Origin of the sequence: Halobacillus rhizosphaerae (assembly GCF_046719735.1) — a bacterium.
Taxonomy (GTDB): domain Bacteria; phylum Bacillota; class Bacilli; order Bacillales; family Halobacillaceae; genus Halobacillus_B; species Halobacillus_B rhizosphaerae.
The window spans coordinates 131737-147822 of record NZ_JAUTWQ010000008.1; the positions used below are offsets into that span (position 1 = coordinate 131737).

Annotated in this window: 20 protein-coding genes and 1 pseudogene; 16 read left to right on the forward strand and 5 right to left on the reverse strand. The window is 42.5% G+C overall.

Features of this window, described 5'->3' with window-relative positions:
* Positions 1-123 precede the first annotated feature (123 nt).
* The 4 genes from Q7A53_RS10420 (at position 124) to Q7A53_RS10435 (ending at position 3675) form a co-directional block, all read left to right on the forward strand.
* Positions 124-885 carry an ABC transporter ATP-binding protein gene (locus tag Q7A53_RS10420; RefSeq protein ID WP_411789102.1) on the forward strand — a complete coding sequence of 254 codons (762 nt, stop codon included), beginning with the start codon at positions 124-126 and terminating at the stop codon, positions 883-885.
* On the forward strand, positions 886-1635 hold the full coding sequence (locus tag Q7A53_RS10425; protein ID WP_411789103.1) for an ABC transporter permease: 750 nt from the start codon (positions 886-888) through the stop codon (positions 1633-1635).
* Positions 1636-1851: 216 nt separating this feature from the next.
* Positions 1852-3045 (forward strand): Bcr/CflA family efflux MFS transporter, encoded by a 1194-nt coding sequence (locus tag Q7A53_RS10430; RefSeq protein ID WP_411789104.1) that lies wholly within the window; start codon positions 1852-1854, stop codon positions 3043-3045.
* Between the two features lie 39 nt (positions 3046-3084).
* Positions 3085-3675, forward strand: coding sequence for an HNH endonuclease (locus Q7A53_RS10435; protein ID WP_411789105.1), 591 nt, complete (start codon positions 3085-3087; stop codon positions 3673-3675).
* 119 nt (positions 3676-3794) lie between these two features.
* Here the strand turns inward: Q7A53_RS10435 and Q7A53_RS10440 are convergent, their stop codons facing one another.
* The 3 genes from Q7A53_RS10440 to Q7A53_RS10450 form a co-directional block, all read right to left on the reverse strand.
* A complete protein-coding gene (locus Q7A53_RS10440; protein WP_411789106.1) occupies positions 3795-4208 on the reverse strand; it encodes a DUF3021 domain-containing protein in 414 nt (137 codons plus the stop codon).
* Positions 4209-4664 (reverse strand): LytTR family DNA-binding domain-containing protein, encoded by a 456-nt coding sequence (locus Q7A53_RS10445; RefSeq protein WP_411789107.1) that lies wholly within the window; start codon positions 4662-4664, stop codon positions 4209-4211. It lies immediately after the preceding gene.
* Between the two features lie 258 nt (positions 4665-4922).
* On the reverse strand, positions 4923-5294 hold the full coding sequence (locus Q7A53_RS10450; RefSeq protein ID WP_411789108.1) for a response regulator: 372 nt from the start codon (positions 5292-5294) through the stop codon (positions 4923-4925).
* Between the two features lie 165 nt (positions 5295-5459).
* Between Q7A53_RS10450 and Q7A53_RS10455 the strand changes: the two genes are divergently transcribed.
* The 11 genes and pseudogenes from Q7A53_RS10455 (at position 5460) to Q7A53_RS10505 (ending at position 13849) form a co-directional block, all read left to right on the forward strand.
* Complete coding sequence (locus Q7A53_RS10455; RefSeq protein WP_411789109.1) at positions 5460-6689, forward strand: GNAT family N-acetyltransferase; 1230 nt, start codon at positions 5460-5462, stop codon at positions 6687-6689.
* 158 nt (positions 6690-6847) lie between these two features.
* Positions 6848-7396, forward strand: a complete 549-nt coding sequence (locus Q7A53_RS10460) for a hypothetical protein (protein WP_411789110.1) — start codon at positions 6848-6850, stop codon at positions 7394-7396.
* A 498-nt stretch (positions 7397-7894) separates the two neighbouring features.
* The gene (locus tag Q7A53_RS10465; RefSeq protein WP_411789111.1) at positions 7895-8668 is read left to right on the forward strand and encodes a class I SAM-dependent methyltransferase; all 774 of its coding nucleotides are present in this window, start codon (positions 7895-7897) and stop codon (positions 8666-8668) included.
* 376 nt (positions 8669-9044) lie between these two features.
* Complete coding sequence (locus tag Q7A53_RS10470) at positions 9045-9404, forward strand: ArsR/SmtB family transcription factor (protein ID WP_411789112.1); 360 nt, start codon at positions 9045-9047, stop codon at positions 9402-9404.
* 16 nt (positions 9405-9420) lie between these two features.
* Positions 9421-9918, forward strand: a complete 498-nt coding sequence (locus tag Q7A53_RS10475) for an SRPBCC family protein (RefSeq protein ID WP_411789113.1) — start codon at positions 9421-9423, stop codon at positions 9916-9918.
* Between the two features lie 137 nt (positions 9919-10055).
* Positions 10056-10409 carry a DUF2200 domain-containing protein gene (locus Q7A53_RS10480; RefSeq protein ID WP_411789114.1) on the forward strand — a complete coding sequence of 118 codons (354 nt, stop codon included), beginning with the start codon at positions 10056-10058 and terminating at the stop codon, positions 10407-10409.
* An 89-nt stretch (positions 10410-10498) separates the two neighbouring features.
* Positions 10499-11347, forward strand: a complete 849-nt coding sequence (locus Q7A53_RS10485) for an alpha/beta fold hydrolase (protein WP_411789115.1) — start codon at positions 10499-10501, stop codon at positions 11345-11347.
* Between the two features lie 387 nt (positions 11348-11734).
* Positions 11735-12238, forward strand: coding sequence for a DinB family protein (locus tag Q7A53_RS10490; RefSeq protein ID WP_411789116.1), 504 nt, complete (start codon positions 11735-11737; stop codon positions 12236-12238).
* Positions 12239-12274: 36 nt separating this feature from the next.
* A pseudogene (locus Q7A53_RS10495) lies at positions 12275-12406 on the forward strand (SRPBCC domain-containing protein); the annotation flags it as partial.
* 103 nt (positions 12407-12509) lie between these two features.
* The gene (locus Q7A53_RS10500; RefSeq protein WP_411789117.1) at positions 12510-13112 is read left to right on the forward strand and encodes a TetR family transcriptional regulator; all 603 of its coding nucleotides are present in this window, start codon (positions 12510-12512) and stop codon (positions 13110-13112) included.
* Positions 13109-13849 carry an SDR family oxidoreductase gene (locus Q7A53_RS10505; RefSeq protein WP_411789118.1) on the forward strand — a complete coding sequence of 247 codons (741 nt, stop codon included), beginning with the start codon at positions 13109-13111 and terminating at the stop codon, positions 13847-13849. The genes Q7A53_RS10500 and Q7A53_RS10505 overlap by 4 nt, the downstream gene beginning before the upstream one ends.
* 168 nt (positions 13850-14017) lie before the next feature.
* Here the strand turns inward: Q7A53_RS10505 and Q7A53_RS10510 are convergent, their stop codons facing one another.
* A complete protein-coding gene (locus Q7A53_RS10510; protein WP_411789119.1) occupies positions 14018-14122 on the reverse strand; it encodes a YjcZ family sporulation protein in 105 nt (34 codons plus the stop codon).
* A gap of 250 nt (positions 14123-14372) precedes the next feature.
* On the opposite strand from Q7A53_RS10510, the gene Q7A53_RS10515 reads away from it, so the two are divergent.
* On the forward strand, positions 14373-14663 hold the full coding sequence (locus Q7A53_RS10515; RefSeq protein WP_411789120.1) for a hypothetical protein: 291 nt from the start codon (positions 14373-14375) through the stop codon (positions 14661-14663).
* Positions 14664-14826: 163 nt separating this feature from the next.
* Here Q7A53_RS10515 and Q7A53_RS10520 read toward each other — a convergent pair whose 3' ends face one another.
* Complete coding sequence (locus Q7A53_RS10520; RefSeq protein WP_411789121.1) at positions 14827-15960, reverse strand: zinc-dependent alcohol dehydrogenase; 1134 nt, start codon at positions 15958-15960, stop codon at positions 14827-14829.
* Between the last annotated feature and the right edge of the window lie 126 nt (positions 15961-16086).

Here is a 16086-nt window from a genome sequence, read left to right on the forward strand (position 1 = left end):
TCCATTTTTACCACAGTACTAAGTTATACAGAATATCAGTGGTAATGAATAGTGGAGATCCTGTAGACCTGCAGGATGCTCGAAATTGCTTGCGTTCATTTACCAGGAGAGGTGGAAAAAAGTATGAGTCAGGCCGTGATTTCTGTCAAAGAGCTTCATAAATCTTTTAAAGATCAAGAGGTACTAAAGGGAGTGAATTTCGAGGTGCAGCGGGGTGAAATTTTTGCCCTGCTTGGCTCAAATGGTGCGGGCAAGACGACGGTCGTTAACGTCCTGTCGACCCTGATGAAATCTGATAGTGGCGAAGTGGATGTTTGTGGTTTTGACGTCCAGCGTCAAGCGGATCACGTACGTCAGAGTATCAGCATGACTGGACAATTCGCAGCATTAGACGGCATGCTCACCGGAAGGGAAAACTTGATGATGATCGCTAAACTGCGTGGAGTTTCCAGTCCTGGTCAAGTCGCCGATCAATTGCTTGAAAGATTTGGTTTGACTGAAGCGGCTAACCGTCGGGCTGATAAGTATTCTGGCGGGATGAAGCGCCGCCTTGACATTGCCATGAGCCTGATCGGAACGCCTTCCGTCATTTTTCTTGATGAGCCCACGACTGGGCTTGACCCCGAAGCGCGGAGGGAAGTCTGGGCTACGATCAAGGAGCTTGCCGACGGAGGAACGACGATTCTGCTGACGACTCAGTACTTGGAGGAAGCCGAGCAACTGGCAGACCGTATAGCCATCCTGCATGGTGGAAAAATCATCACCACCGGGACCATCAGCGAACTGAAGGAGATGTTCCCGCCTCAGAAAGTGGAGTACATCGAGAAGACGCCGACATTGGAAGAAATATTCCTCGCGATCATCCGGAATAAGGAGGGGAGGTAAATGAACAGGACTACAAGAGTATTACTGGGGCGTTTAATGCGTACTATCATGCGCAGTCCGGATACCATTATAACGGTCGCCATTACCCCGATTATGATGATGCTGCTGTTTGTCTATGTATTTGGCGGCGCGATTGAAACGGGGACGGACAGCTACGTGAATTATTTATTACCGGGTATCCTGCTGATCACGATTGCATCCGGCGTTGCTTACACTTCTTTGCGCCTATTTAATGATGTGAAAAGCGGGCTGATGGCACGTTTCATTACCATGCCTATCAAGCGCTCGTCGGTCTTATGGTCTCATGTATTAACCTCACTTGTTTCTAATGCACTTACTGTTGGGGTGGTGATTCTCGTTGCTTTATTGATGGGTTTCCGTTCCAATGCTAGTCTCTTAGACTGGCTGGCGGTAGTTGGAATCATTGGGTTGTTTACGCTGGCACTCACCTGGCTTGCCATCATTCCAGGATTAACGGCAAAGTCTATGGAAGGGGCAACCGCCTACTCGTATCCGTTGATCTTCCTGCCGTTTATTAGTTCAGCTTTCGTCCCCACGGAAACCATGCCTAAATTCGTTCGGGTGTTCGCTGATAACCAGCCGGTGACTTCCATCGTAAATTCACTACGCGCTCTTCTGTTTGAAGGAGAAGCTGGCAGCGGAATCTGGACTGCACTTGCCTGGTGTGCGGCAATCATGGTGATCGCTTACTTCATTGCTGGAAAAGTGTTTAGACGCCAATTAAGGTAGGTCATCTTTCTAACCGCATAGGAATAGTAATAGAGAGAAACTCTGTCCGAACAGGTCAGAGTTTTTTCATTGTCCCCAAGTTCCAAGATGCTTGCGCTTTTGGACTAGACTTCCTGTAGTAATAAAGATAGAATCGTAGTTTAACAGTCTTATTATGCTTACGGTTATCGACCAAGGACTTTTAAAATGAATAGAATATAAAGAAGGTGTTTAGCTATGATACATAATCCAAAAGGGAAAGAAAGAATAGGTCTTGCGTTTCTGCTCGGTATGCTTGGGATTCTAGGACCCTTGAACATTGATATGTACCTTCCCAGCTTTCCGGGGATCGCATCCGATTTGGAAACCAATGCCTCGCTTGTCCAGCTAAGCTTAACGACCTGTCTCATCGGACTTGCTGTGGGCCAGATGGTGGTTGGCCCGATCAGTGATTCTCAAGGGAGAAAGAAACCGTTAATTATTTTCCTTTCCTTATTCGCCGTCGCATCCTTCCTCTGTGCGCTGGCACCAAATATTATGGTGCTCGTTGCGGCTCGGTTTCTCCAGGGATTCACCGCATCTGCCGGAGTCGTCCTGTCGCGAGCCGTCGTGCGTGACATGTTCTCTGGCAGGGAATTGACGAAATTCTTTGCTCTGCTGATGGTGATCAATGCAACGGCACCAATGATTGCTCCAATAACAGGGGGAGCGATATTATTGTTACCATTTGCCACATGGGAGACGATCTTCTTCTTTTTAAGTATCGTAGGGGTTGTCATTGTGCTCACTGTGGCCGGTAAACTACCAGAGACCCTTCCAGAAGAAAAGCGGATGCCAAGCTCTGTGAAGGAGTCGATTCTGACGATTGGCCGGCTGCTGAAGGATCGCTCCTTTATCGGATACGCCTTGACGATTGGTTTCGTGCATGGCGGGAGCTTCGCATACGTATCCGGCACGCCGTTTGTGTATCAGGGGATTTACGACGTATCTCCTCAGGCTTTTAGTTTCTTATTTGGGGTGAACGGGCTGGCGATTATTACAGGCAGCTTTCTAGTCGGCCGTCTCGGAGCAATCTTTCATGAAAGAAGTCTGCTGCGGAGTGCTGTCATCATTGCCGTTAGTGCGACTGGCTTTCTCTTAGTCATGACCATTATTGAAGGACCGCTGTATTCCATTGTTATCCCGATTTTTATTTATATGACCGCAATGGGAATGGTTTTAACAAGTACGTTCACCCTGGCGATGGAGCATCAGGGCCACAGAGCCGGAAGTGCCAGCGCTGTGCTTGGTATGCTGCCGTTAGTATTTGGCGCGACCGTGTCACCGCTGGTCGGTCTTAATGAGACGACCGCCGTACCGATGGGAGCCATCTTATTTACCACGGCGTCCATTGGGGCGACTTTATTTTTTACGTTAACGAAGAAAAGCTGAAGGATTACTCCTTTTTGTAAGGAAGAAACGGAGGTTAGTATGTCTGAATTTAAGTTGACGATCGAAATCGGCAAGCCTGCTTATGCGCAGAAGAAAACGGTTAGAGACTCCATCACTCGTACGTTATGGAATTCCGTACGGCAGTATGTTCTGGCAACAAGTGATTTTACGTGCCAAATATGTGGGGTTCGCAGTGAGGACAAGCTTCATGCTCATGAAGTCTGGGAATATGATGAGGAAGCCTGCTTATTAATTCTAAGAGAAATTCAGGCGTTGTGTAAATCCTGTCACGATTTAAAACACCTTCATCATGCGGCCCTTCGCATACAAGACAGGAAAATAAGAGCGTTTGTCATGAAGAAGCTGAAGAAACACTTTATGAAAGTGAATAACTGTACGGAAAAGGATTTTGAAAGGCATTATCGAAACCAGCTGGCTAAGAGTGAGAGTAGCTTTGTGAATCGATCTTCTGAAGACCTCTTGGCAGAAAGGGAGCGAAGAGAAAGGGGAGATTTTCTCAATGCACAGCAATGGCAGTTTGTGATAGAGGAGGAGGTTCCGTTTGCAAAAGAAATAAGGACTCAGCTTGATAAGAAAGGGTTACTATATAAGGGTGGAAGCAAGGATTAATTTCCTGTTATCACAGATAGAAGACGGTAACTTTTCCAGCCAAGTTGAGTAAAAGACGTCCATGAAACGATGTTCTGGACGTCTTTCGGCTGCCGTTTAACAAATTATCCATCGCTGTTTTATCTGATATGCTGAAGATCTTCATTCATTTTTTTGGCTTCGTTTTTGAAGTGAAGGTAAAAGCCTGTCCAAATGATCGTATAGGAAACAAGAGCTATGACAATGAACAGGAGAATATTCATGAATCCTCCGGGTATCCAGCCGATTCCATAGGCTAGAATGAAATATAAGATCATGACAGTAAAAAAGTGTAAGGCGGTTTGCTGATAGAGCTTAAGAGATTGAATTTCAAAATATAGCGGTGATACTGAAAATAACCATCCGCAGAAAATGGCTCCTAATGAATTCTTCACAAAAAGATTGGAGTTAAGTGTGGTTTGATCATCAAGGAAGATGACGGAATACGTAAGCAAAATGGCTAGAAATGCGCCGAAAAATATGCCAAACGTACTTCTGAATAGAAAGGTCTTCATTTATTTATCCCTCCTGTTAATTTTGAGTACTTCCTTTATTTTCCCTACGTAATGTCTAGATGCATATTCTTTTTCCCCTGATTTAAACTGGACGGCCAGTGTGCCATTAAACGAAGGTTCAAAGTAATGAACCTCATATAGGTTCGCAATGACAGATTTCGAGAGTCGGATGAACTTGTTTGATGGCAGGAACTCTTCTAATTCATATAATTTCTCTTTCACCTTAAAGTCCCCGTCAGAGGTAGCGGCCATTACTGTATCTCCTTCAGAATGAAAGTAATGAACGTTTTGGGGCTTTATGATATGCTGCTGTTCTCCTCGCCTTCCTACAATAAAATCTTTCTTTTGTTCATTTAAATAATTTAGGATATCTTTAATGTGGTCATCCATTTCACTGCAGTGAATGGTGACGCGGGTTTCATCGTGGTTACGGTCGACGTCGAGCAAGACCTTCACTTATGTTCCCCCTTTCGTATATCTTTCTTAAGATTAGTATAGAACTGGATCCTCACGAAGTCATTAGAAGAAAGGTAAAGCGTCGTTTTAAACCCATAAGCTGCAGGTGGAAGGGTTTGTGTTACACTGAATTTTATGTAAATGTGAAAGAAAAAAGGCTGAAGCTTAGAGCTTCAGCCAAAATTTCAAGGGGGAGATTAGTAGTAACTAGGGTGAAAATCTTCCGTTCCCTTTTATTATTCACAATCTGAGAATCGATTAAACCATTTCTTTTTCTTGGGTAAGTTTATTTAACAGCATGGGCAGTTCAGTGAAAAACGGTTTATGAACGAAATCATAGGCCCCGATTTTCGCACATTCTTTAATTAAGTCGTTATGGGCTAAAGATGAACAAATGATGACTTTGGCCGCGGGATCTGCTTTAAGCAAATGTTCCAGCGTACGGACGCCGTTCATTTTCGGCATCACCACGTCCATTAATACGACATCGGGCTGGTGATCATGATACTGAACGATTCCGTGAATCCCATTATCTGCTTCCGCAACAATCTCAAATTCATTGGCTTCTAGTATTTTTCTCAGCCAATTCCTCATAAACTTAGAATCATCAATGAGTAATGCTTTAGGCATGTGCATTCATCCTTACGTCGAAAATTCATGCTTTTTCTCTCTCTTATTTTTTATCACCCTTATACATAAGCATAGCAGATAAAATTATATGGAAATAGCGATAGGTTTATTAACAGGCGGTCATCACCAGGAACAGAATCTTTATTATCGAAGGAGGAGAATGAGATGCCAAAACAAATCAGAGTAATAGAAGGCAGCGACTATGCAAAATTCTGCACACTGGCTAATTCGGCATTCGAAGGATTAAACGCGGATGAATGGCTGGAAGAACACATAAAAGAAACGCCAAAAGAACATTTATATGGACTGTTTAAAGGGAATCAATTGCATGCAGGTATGAGAACCTTTGATTTTGAAATGAACTATGATTCCACCCCTGTCCAGGCGGGCGGAGTGGGGATGCTGGCGGTTGATATGCTGCATAAAAAAGAGAAAAATGCTTATCAGTTAATGCAATATTTCTTCAAATTATATGCCGAAAAACAAGTTAAACTGGTTATGCTGCATCCCTTTAAAGCTAGCTTTTACAAGAAAATGGGCTTCGGCATGGGAACAAAAACCTATCAATTTTATATTCAGCCAAAAGAATTTCCGGACTTTTCAAAGAAGAGTCACTTAAAGGAAATCACCTCTGCGGAAAAAGGGGAGCTTCTTGATTGCTATAACCGGATTTATGCTCAAACGCACGGGATGACAAGAAGGTTTGCTTATGACCGAGAATTGAATCGGCCGTTTTGGTTTGGACGTGTGATTGGTTATGTAGAGGAAGGAAAAGTAAAGGGATACTTCGTCTACAGCATGCAAGGGAAAGACTTACATATTCATGAATTATTCTTTGAAGCACCCGAAGTGATCAAAGAATTTTCTACTTTTCTCCACAGTCAATCCGACCAAATTGAGCGAGTGATCCTTAATTCTAATTTTGACGAGATCGTCCATTTTGTAAACTCTTCGGAAACGGGAGAAACCAGCATGATTGATTTTCCTTCCGCAACGGATCCTAAACCGATCGCACAATTAGGAATGGGAGTGATGTACAGACTCATTAACTGCCGTGGCTTTTTTAAGGAGTTAAAAGATAAGAATCACCAATTTAACCCAGGTGTTACCCTTGCTATAAAACTGACGATTGCGGATGATTTCTATCCGGATCATGCTCGTCCATTTATCTTGGATATTCAAGAAGGGAAAATTGAAAACATTAGAGAAGATGGATTATTTGAAGTGGAAGTTAAAATGAATATCGCCGAGTTTTCTTCGTTAGTGATGGGCGTGGAAAGTGTTTACACTTATTTAAGATGGGGATTGATGGAGATTTCTAATGAAAAGTATAAATGTGTCTTGCAAACACTTTTTCATAAAGACTGCAAACCTATGAACACGAAAGCCTTTTAATCGTTATTTATTCATCATAGACCCTATGGAAAATGGATCTTAAGGGCACTAGTGGTTCCTGATTCTGCCCCCTCTTTCAAAAATAAAGTAAAGGTAGGTATCCTTCCCAAGCAGATTTTCTATACCCACATATGAATATGGGGAGGGGAGGGATTATTATGTTGAATAATGTCGCATATTTTGATGCGGAAGGAAACAGAATCGATCATTTCGATACGGAGCAGGTAGCCTGCCTCCGAACCATTGAATACTGTACATCTGCTATAGTTCCGGACGGATTTACGTTTAGTTTCACTTCGTTTGATAACTTTACGGCCTGCTCTGATTTGAGTGAAGTGGTTTGTATGCTGGAAGAGGAGGAAGTGGAGGGGACGGTGGAAGATCCGTGCGGCGGTACGCTTACATGTCCGGTTATACTCGATGCTGTCCGTTTAGTGGGAACAGCTAGATTTCACATCAATATAGGGAACTTGACCCCCATTGAAGGGGGCCATCAACTTGGTCAGCGTCCATGTACCTTGAGCAGTGATACTGCCGTATCGGTCAATCAGGTCATCCGAACGATTTGCCAAACAGATAGCTGTCAGGAGAAATGTTTTGATACTATAGGCGCCTTTGCTTTTGCTCCACAATTGACAACCGATGCTTGCGGAAGGCAGATTGTTACCGTTAGAGGAGGTTTGTTCATCGGTTTTAATGGCTGCTGATTAATGTGTGAAAAAGGACTTCTTGAAGAGCGATTCTTCTATTTTTTATAACATAAAATTATGAAAGAGCTGGGGATCAGGGACTGATCTTTAGCTTTTTTTATTATAATTGAACTGGCTGTTACATAGAAGAGATCAGGGATCTGCTTCAGCCATTAAGTAGGATTTGGCCTACCCGCAGTATAGGTGAGGTGAATTGGAATTTCATGTTAAAATTGACTTACATCTACTTCGTTATGAAGAATGAAAGTTGGAGGGATCAGATGGCGTCAACGGTTTTATTTCTTCTTACCTTTTTGATTTGTTTCGTGATCAGTGGAGTTCTTAATATATTCTTACGGACTACCAGTAAAAGAAACTGGCTCGCTACTCTCTTTATAAGTCTTGTGGTATCAATAGTAACCGTTGGGCTATTGGGTAGTTAGGGTGAAAAATGATAGAAAAGGTACGAGTTGGTTGTTACAGCTTAAAAAAGTTTATAAAGGGGCGAGGTTACTTATGGATTCTACACAACAGAACAGCAGCGCGTGGGACAAAAAGGTAGAAGAGGGTTCTAGATATACGAAGTCAGTCAGTGCTGAAGTCATTGAAAATGCAAAAAAAGGAAATTGGGGAATTACAGTAACGACTGAAAAAACTGTCCCAAGGAAATGGTTTCCTGAATCATTGACGGGAGTGAAAATTCTTTGCTTAGCTTCTGGAGGCGGACAGCAGGCACCTGTCCTTGCAGCAGCGGGAGCCGATGTAACAGTCACAGATATATCCAAAAAACAGCTGGAGCAAGATGAGAAAGTGGCTGAAAGAGACGGATTGTCTTTAACAGTTTTACAAGGCGATATGGTCGACTTAAGCGAGTTTCAGGATGAGTATTTTGACATTATCGTTAACCCAGTTTCCAATTTGTTTGTCCAGGACGTACATAAAGTGTGGAAAGAAGCATCCAGAGTTCTTAAGCAAAACGGTATTCTCATTGCAGGGTTTACGAACCCCTTACTATGGATTTTCGACGATGAGGATGAAAGAAAAGGCAAGTTAAATGTAAAGCACTCGATCCCTTCCTCCACCCTTGACTATCTGCCGGAAGAGGACGTAGAGGACTACATAAATTCAAATCAAACGATTGAATATGCTCATACATTAGAAGATCAAATGCAAGGACAGATTGATGCCGGCTTTGCGATTACCGGATTCTATGAAGATGATTTCGGCGGGACGAGAGTATTAGATCGCCATATTAAAACGTTTATCGCGACGAGAGCTGTAAAGTTGTAACAAGGAATTTAGGTAAGGAGGAGTCTATGAGAGAAGAAATCAGCTATCGTTTTTCCCAGTGAAAAAAGCTAAGTTCCATGTTTAAAGAAGCTGGACTTGAAGTGCAATTACTAGAATGGAGAATTTATCTATAAGGAATGGGATGAGAAAGCCGAGTTTATCTATCGGTCGAAGCGACCACCGTAATACCAACGGAGAATTAGGGTTTGTTTCTGTCATTGTGGATGCTGTAAAGACTTTGCCTATCAAAAAAATTTCAATTAGTTAAATAGAGCGAAGTGGTTACATGATCGTCGACTAATTCTCTATCTGCATGGTCCAAAATAAAGGAGCATGCTTTTTATATTTAACCATTTGGTTGATTATTTGTAGAGGTATGTATATAATTAACCACATGGTTGAACATAATAATGAAAACTTAGATGCGATTTTTCATGCGCTTGCTGATGAAACAAGAAGAGATATGGTTCGACTTGTTTCTGAGAAGGAAAGAACAGTTTCTGAAATGGCCGCCCCGTTTGATATGTCTTTAGCGGCTGCCTCCAAACATATTAAGGTATTGGAGAAAGCGAATTTAATCGAGCGAACAGTGGAAGGGAGGACCCATACCTGTCGTCTCAATGCGGAAACACTTGCTCATGCTTCTCAATGGCTAAGTGTTTACGAACGATTTTGGAGTAAACGATTCGATCTTTTGGAAAGTGAGATATTGAAAGCTAAGAAGAAAGAACACTAATCGAGAGGGGTATTGGATGGACAATATTTCAACGACAACACTAACTATGAAAAGAGAATTTAGTGTTACACCTGAAAGAGTTTTTGATGCTTGGTTGAATCCTGAAATGATGAGAAAGTGGTTCTTTACATTAGAAGGGACAAACAAGGTCGCACAAAATGATCCACAAGTAGGCGGGACATGGGAGATCGTGGATCATAGAGAAGGAAAGGATTACCAAGCGTTAGGAGAATACCTCGAGATTGACCCTCCAAATAAGTTAGTCTTTACTTATAAAATGCCTCAATTCAGTGAGTTAGAAGATACCATCACTGTTGAACTGAAAGAAATTTCTGCAGGCTGTGAAATGACATTTACCCAGCTCATACACGTCTCCCCTGAGGAGGGCTGGACTCAAACTGATATTGAGAAAGCTCTTGGAGAATATCACGATGGAACCGAACACGGCTGGAATTTAATGTTTATGGGACTGAAGGAATTGCTTGAGACAGGAGAAGTCAGCTACAAAGGTTAAAAATTATTGAAGTATTAACTAAAGTTGGACAGCTATTCCCCCGTATTCTAGTGGGAGGGGTTTCAACTTAGGACAGAATGAAGAGTGTTTTTTACAGAGGTACAAGCCATTTACTGAATACTATAGGAGGATGTATCATGGCCAAGCACAGGATTTTTACAACAAGTTTCGCAAGCGTCTATCCCCATTATATAACGAAAGCGGAGAAAAAAGGCCGCACGAAAGCGGAAGTTGATGAAATCATTCGTTGGCTGACAGGGTACAGCCAGGAAGAGTTAGAAGTGGTGATTGAAGAAAAGACAGACTTTGAGACCTTTTTTGCAGAAGCTCCGGAAATGAATCCTTCACGGAGAGCAATTAAAGGAGTAATCTGCGGTGTGCGGGTGGAAGACATCGAAGAACCTACGATGCAGGAAATCCGCTATTTAGACAAACTGATTGACGAGTTAGCCAAAGGGAAAGCAATGGAGAAAATTTTAAGAACCACCTGAGTAAAATCAGTAAAGACAGCAGGCGATTATTCATTTAGAATAGTCGCCTTCTTTTCTTTTAGAGGATTTAATAAGAGAGGAAGATCGTATTGGTTACTTGGGAGAGAAAATTACTACATACGACACGCGGAGTATTTGAAATTTTTATTAAGGGAGAGGGAGATCCTGTTTGCGTTACGCACCTTTACTCTGAATTTAATCAAACGGGTGACTATTTTGCTGAAACCTTCACAAACACACACAAAGTTTACTTAATCAACCTGCGAGAAACTGGACATTCAGCGAAAGCAGAGGAACCTTATCAACTCAGTATGCTGGAGTCAGTTTTCGATTTAGAAGCGGTTCGGGAAGAATTAGGGATAACTCAATGGGGATTTGCCGGACACTCCACGGGTGGAATGCTGGGTATTATTTATGGGATATACTTTTCTGACTCTCTTGCTTTCCATGTAATTGTGGGAGCAGCGGCAAGAGAGTATCTGACATTCTCAAAGGATTCTATCTATCACTCTGAGCATCCTGAATTTAATCGAATGCAGGAATTAAATGAAGCTTTGAAGCGATCTGATTTACCTGTAGAGAAGAGGAATGAATTAAAGGTCGAACGGACGAAGCTGTCATTATTTGCTCCTGAAAAATATGAACAGCTATTCTCTTTGAATATTCATAAAGGAATGTCGGCAGCGCGTATGGATTTTTTCAGTCGGGAACTACAAATATTTGATGTTACGAGAAAGCTTCCATTTATATCTGCACCTACATTAATCGTATGCGGCAGGCATGATGTTCAATGTCCACCCATGTACTCGATTGAAATGAGTGAAGGCATTCCAAATGCACATTTGGCGATCTTTGATAAGAGTAATCATTATCCATTTTTAGAAGAAGCCGAGCGGTTTATTGAAGTATTTCATTCTTTTCTTAAGGAATTACATTAGTTAGAAACCAGCCTGGCAGCAAAAAATAAGGCATGTCCCTTGAATGGCTCTTCAAGTTATAATGAGGATAGGAAGCTTGGCAATGTTAGTAAGGGTAGAAATTTCGGTCGTAGAGGATTGGAAATATCCCTAAAGTTTTTGATTGGATGTGTTTCTATGAATGTAAGAAAAGTGATTTTGTATCCTATTTTAGGTGGTCTTCTTGGAGTGATTGTTCTTTTCGTATTGAATGGATTCGAATTCGAATTACCGCCGTCCATTGGTATTTTTACCGGGCTGGTTATAGGTCAGCTGATTGTTCTGAGACTGAGAAGTAGGCAACGAAACAAGTGAGTGATGAGAAAGAATTTGATAATTTCAAGTAGGAACGATATTGGAGGGATAGGAATGTATGTGACGATTACTGATTTTATTAAAGAATGGAACAAGGAAGCTAGGCTGACTCAACAAGTTCTCGATGGATTGACGGATGATTCATTAAATCAGCAAGTGTATCCGGAAGGTCGTACGTTAGGAAGGATTGCGTGGCACTTTACTACAAATATCCCCGAATATTTAGCTCACTTCGGGTTGAAGGTAAAGGAAAGTGAATATACGGAAAGCGTCCCTGAATCCGCGGAAGAAATTGCGGCTGTCTTTCGTGAGTTAAGTTCCCAAGCTGCTCAGGTGATTGAACAGCAATGGACGGATGAATCTTTGGAGAACGTGCAAAAGGCATTTGGAAGAGAAGAAACAAATGCGCAGATTTTGATGGGATTAATCAAACACATCGTTCATCATCGCGGCCAGGTTACCATTCTGATGCGTCAAGCAGGTCTTAAGCCTTTTGGAGTTTATGGCCCTCCGAAAGAAGATTGGATCCATTTAGGTGTGGAAACCCCTCCCCTTTAATCTTTATTAAATAGCTCGAATGGAAAACACATTTAGACAAAGCTGGTAAGCCGCACAGAATATGAATCTGCCGAATCCCTTAAGAATGTGATGGACATGGGAATGCTGCAGGGTATTACTGAAACATGGGATCGCTTGAACGAGCGTGTCACGGCTTTGGAGTACTGAATGTAATCGGATCAACAAGCACAGCAGGTATCAAATGACAAAATTCATTATTTGTCATTTGATACCTGCTGTGCTATTCTATTTTTAAGGAGGTCGTAGGTTTATGATTAGAAGCTCCGAGATTTTGACAAAAGAACAAATTCTCACAACTGCAGAAGAAACCCTTAGACGATTCGGTACAGCCAAAACATCGGTAACGGATATTGCGAAAGCTTTGAATGTTAGTCATGGCACCATTTACCGGCATTTTAAAAGTAAGGTGGAGCTTATGGAAGCGGCTACTGAGAAATGGCTGAGTGAAAAGATCATTGCCCCTCTGTCCTTGATTTATGAGGAGAAAGGTAAGCATGGTCCTGAGCATTTAAAAAAATATATTCAACGGTTAATCGAATTAAAAAGATGCTATGCATATCAAGATAAAGAATTGTTTGAGATGTATGCCAAAGTGACGGAAGAATCCTCAGAGCTGATCGGGAAACACATTACGCATATAACGAATCAGATGAGTGAAATGATCAAGCAGTCCGAAATTAAGGCAAGCGATCCTGAAGGTCTTGCTCAAGCCATTTTCTATGCGACGGCGAGGTTTCATCATCCGGCACACGCTTATGAATGGGCTCAACCATCTATTGACCAGGAGTTTTCAGAGGTTTGGACCTTATTAGAGAAGGGATTTCTAACAATAAATGAGGGGGAAAAGGAATGAAACCTTTAACAGGGAAAGTCGCCATTGTCACGGGCGCATCAAGAGGAATTGGTAAACAAATTGCTTTGCAATTAGCAGATCTAGGGGCATGTGTGACGATCAATTACGCAAACAGTTCAAAGAAAGCAGAAGAAGTCGTAAACGAGATTAAGGAAAAAGGCGGAGCTGCCGCTGCCGTTCAAGCCAATCTCAGCCAGGTAAGTGAAATAGAACAGCTTTTTCATGAAACCATCGAAACCTTTGGGAAAGTCGACATCCTGGTGAATAATGCCGGCGTCATGATTAATAAACCTCTTACTGAAGTCACGGAAGAGGACTATACGAATCAATTTGATGTTAACGTAAAGGGAACGCTATTTGCCTGCCAGAATGCTATGAAATATATGGAGCAACAAGGACGTATCGTCAACATTTCGACTTCTGTAAACGGACAGATGTTCCCCGCTTACAGTGTTTACGCCGGCACAAAAGGAGCAGTAGAACAGTTCACTCGCCAGCTGGCAAAAGAATTTGGCTCCAAGCACATTACAATTAATGCAGTGGCTCCAGGTCCTGTGAACACCGAACTCTTCAATGTAGGGAAAACAGAAGAACAGATTGAGGGAATGAAGAAAATGAATGCGTTTGGCCGTATCGGTGAACCGGAGGATATTGCCAACGTGATAGAATTTCTAGTCAGCGATAAATCTCAGTGGGTGACTGGACAAACTTTACGTGTAAACGGAGGCTTCATTTAAGGATTTAGGTTCTTACCGATGAACAGAGGCGATTGCTCAAAAAGAGTAATCGCTTTTTTTCTGAATGGATTATCTTGTCTCCCCGTTAGATTTTCTTGCAAAATGATATGCAAAAAACAGCCAGATTTAACTCTGACTGTTCGGGAGTTCCTGGGGTACTTTCAAGGATTAATACCAAGCAGCTCCAACAATGATAAGCAGAATAAATAGTACAACGATTAGGGCAAATCCCCCACCGTAACCGAAACCACCGCCGCAATTACCGTATCCCATTCAAGTCACCTCCATTGTCATTCATACTTTACCTTATGTAGAAATGGATAAAGGGTAAAGGTAATGGCCTATTTTAATCCAAAAAAATCGCTGGGCAGCTGCGGCATTGACCATGGTTTTGATTCAAATGGAAGCACCCAAAGAACATTGAACTCTGATCATGCCGTTTGCTTTTACTAAGGAAAGGGAATATTATGCTAAAATATTTAAGTGGAAACTAGGTAATTTTTTGGGTAAAGGGGTTCGACTTATGGAAAAACTGGAGCTGAAACAGTTATTTGATTTAAGAGACAATCACGAATTTGCATTTTCGGAAGCTTCTATTCTATTTGATCATGAACAGTCCTTCGAATGCCAAGTGTGTATAGAATCGGGAAACATTGAAAGGTTTCAATCCGATCTTAACGAGGATCTTGACTACCACTTTCGCTTAGTCGAGGCCACGGGAAGGGTCTACGAAGGAAGATTCTATGTGTCTACTATTCGGGCTCCTGGCTGGTTAGAATTGAAATCCAATGGACCGGTCATTTGCACGAATTGAGCCTGCACGCTTTCTCGCTTTCTTCGTATACAAAAAGGAAACAACCCCTCATGAAATGAACATTCCTCGCTGCGTTATTCCTCTATCATCCACTGCTCCCGTGGAGGGAAAAGCAAAACCTCTCTTGCTGGGAGAGGTTCTACTCCATGGGTCCTCCTACATATTAAGGCTTGAGAATGACTTTAATACAGTCATCTTCACGGTTGTTGAAAATTTCGTACCCGTGTGAAGCTTCCTCCAGCGGCAGACGGTGAGTAATGATCTGAGTCGGATCAATTTCTTTCTTCACGATCTGGTCATAAATTCTCGGCATATACGCCCGGGCAGGTGCCTGCCCCATCTTAAGCGTAACGTTGCGGGAGAAGAATGGTCCGAGCGGAAACATATTGTATAGACCGCCATAAACACCGGTGATCTGGACGGTTCCGCATTTTCTCACGGCTTTGGTCGCAATTTGGATCGCTCCGAGTGTTCCGCCTTGTAATTTAAACTTCTGTTCCACAAATTCAAGCGGAGACTTCTTCCCGTCCATCCCCACGCAGTCTATCACAACATCAGCTCCGCCTTTGGTTAATTCTTTTAATGTTTCTCCCATATCCTTATCTTTCGTGAAATCAAACGTTTCGGTCTGATTCATTTTCCTGGATTGATTCAGTCTGTATTCCTGATAATCGACCGCAATCACACGGGAGGCACCTTTTTTCCAGGCAAATTGCTGAGCCATTAAACCAATGGGACCGCAGCCTAACACGATCACTGTATCTCCCGCCTTCACCCCTGCATTTTCCACACTCCAATAAGCAGTGGGGAGCACATCGGATAAGAACAGCAGCGATTCGTCATCTAGTTCACAATCGGGAGGAATGCGGAACGGTGTATAATTTCCGAATGGGACCCGTAAGTATTCTGCCTGACCGCCGGGATAGTTGCCAAACTTCTCCGAATAGCCGAGTAATCCTCCTGAATCGTAATGGGGATTCGAGTGATCACACTGGCTTTCGAGATGCTGCTCGCAATAAGGGCAGCTGCCGCACGCGACCGTAAAAGGAACCACAACACGATCCCCTTTCTTCACCTTGGTGACTCCTCGTCCAACTTCCTCGACAATTCCCATCGGTTCATGTCCAATCACATACCCAATCGGAAGCGGGAAATTCCCCTGGTATAAATGTAAATCTGATCCGCAGATCGCAGTAGAGGTGATTTTTACAATCACATCCTCTTTATCTTCAATACGCGGATCCTCCACGTCTTTCACACTTACTGATTTTTTCCCTTGATAAGTGACTGCTTTCATGTAGTCAGCCTCCATCCTCTGAATTTAAATACTTTTTAGGTTTGGTTATAGGCGGGAGATTATACCTGTCTTAAATTTAGGGAATTCATGCAACCCCTTATTTCCAATAACATACTGAAGGAAAGA

Excerpts from the sequence above, each read along its gene's own strand:
- Q7A53_RS10420 (WP_411789102.1), top strand. The coding sequence starts at position 124 with ATGAGTCAGGCCGTGATTTCTGTCAAAGAGCTTCATAAATCTTTTAAA.
- Q7A53_RS10425 (WP_411789103.1), top strand. The coding sequence starts at position 886 with ATGAACAGGACTACAAGAGTATTACTGGGGCGTTTAATGCGTACTATC.
- Q7A53_RS10430 (WP_411789104.1), top strand. The coding sequence starts at position 1,852 with ATGATACATAATCCAAAAGGGAAAGAAAGAATAGGTCTTGCGTTTCTG.
- Q7A53_RS10435 (WP_411789105.1), top strand. The coding sequence starts at position 3,085 with ATGTCTGAATTTAAGTTGACGATCGAAATCGGCAAGCCTGCTTATGCG.
- Q7A53_RS10440 (WP_411789106.1), bottom strand. The coding sequence starts at position 4,208 with ATGAAGACCTTTCTATTCAGAAGTACGTTTGGCATATTTTTCGGCGCA.
- Q7A53_RS10450 (WP_411789108.1), bottom strand. The coding sequence starts at position 5,294 with ATGCCTAAAGCATTACTCATTGATGATTCTAAGTTTATGAGGAATTGG.
- Q7A53_RS10455 (WP_411789109.1), top strand. The coding sequence starts at position 5,460 with ATGCCAAAACAAATCAGAGTAATAGAAGGCAGCGACTATGCAAAATTC.
- Q7A53_RS10460 (WP_411789110.1), top strand. The coding sequence starts at position 6,848 with ATGTTGAATAATGTCGCATATTTTGATGCGGAAGGAAACAGAATCGAT.
- Q7A53_RS10465 (WP_411789111.1), top strand. The coding sequence starts at position 7,895 with ATGGATTCTACACAACAGAACAGCAGCGCGTGGGACAAAAAGGTAGAA.
- Q7A53_RS10470 (WP_411789112.1), top strand. The coding sequence starts at position 9,045 with ATGTATATAATTAACCACATGGTTGAACATAATAATGAAAACTTAGAT.
- Q7A53_RS10475 (WP_411789113.1), top strand. The coding sequence starts at position 9,421 with ATGGACAATATTTCAACGACAACACTAACTATGAAAAGAGAATTTAGT.
- Q7A53_RS10480 (WP_411789114.1), top strand. The coding sequence starts at position 10,056 with ATGGCCAAGCACAGGATTTTTACAACAAGTTTCGCAAGCGTCTATCCC.
- Q7A53_RS10490 (WP_411789116.1), top strand. The coding sequence starts at position 11,735 with ATGTATGTGACGATTACTGATTTTATTAAAGAATGGAACAAGGAAGCT.
- Q7A53_RS10500 (WP_411789117.1), top strand. The coding sequence starts at position 12,510 with ATGATTAGAAGCTCCGAGATTTTGACAAAAGAACAAATTCTCACAACT.
- Q7A53_RS10505 (WP_411789118.1), top strand. The coding sequence starts at position 13,109 with ATGAAACCTTTAACAGGGAAAGTCGCCATTGTCACGGGCGCATCAAGA.
- Q7A53_RS10510 (WP_411789119.1), bottom strand. The coding sequence starts at position 14,122 with ATGGGATACGGTAATTGCGGCGGTGGTTTCGGTTACGGTGGGGGATTT.
- Q7A53_RS10515 (WP_411789120.1), top strand. The coding sequence starts at position 14,373 with ATGGAAAAACTGGAGCTGAAACAGTTATTTGATTTAAGAGACAATCAC.
- Q7A53_RS10520 (WP_411789121.1), bottom strand. The coding sequence starts at position 15,960 with ATGAAAGCAGTCACTTATCAAGGGAAAAAATCAGTAAGTGTGAAAGAC.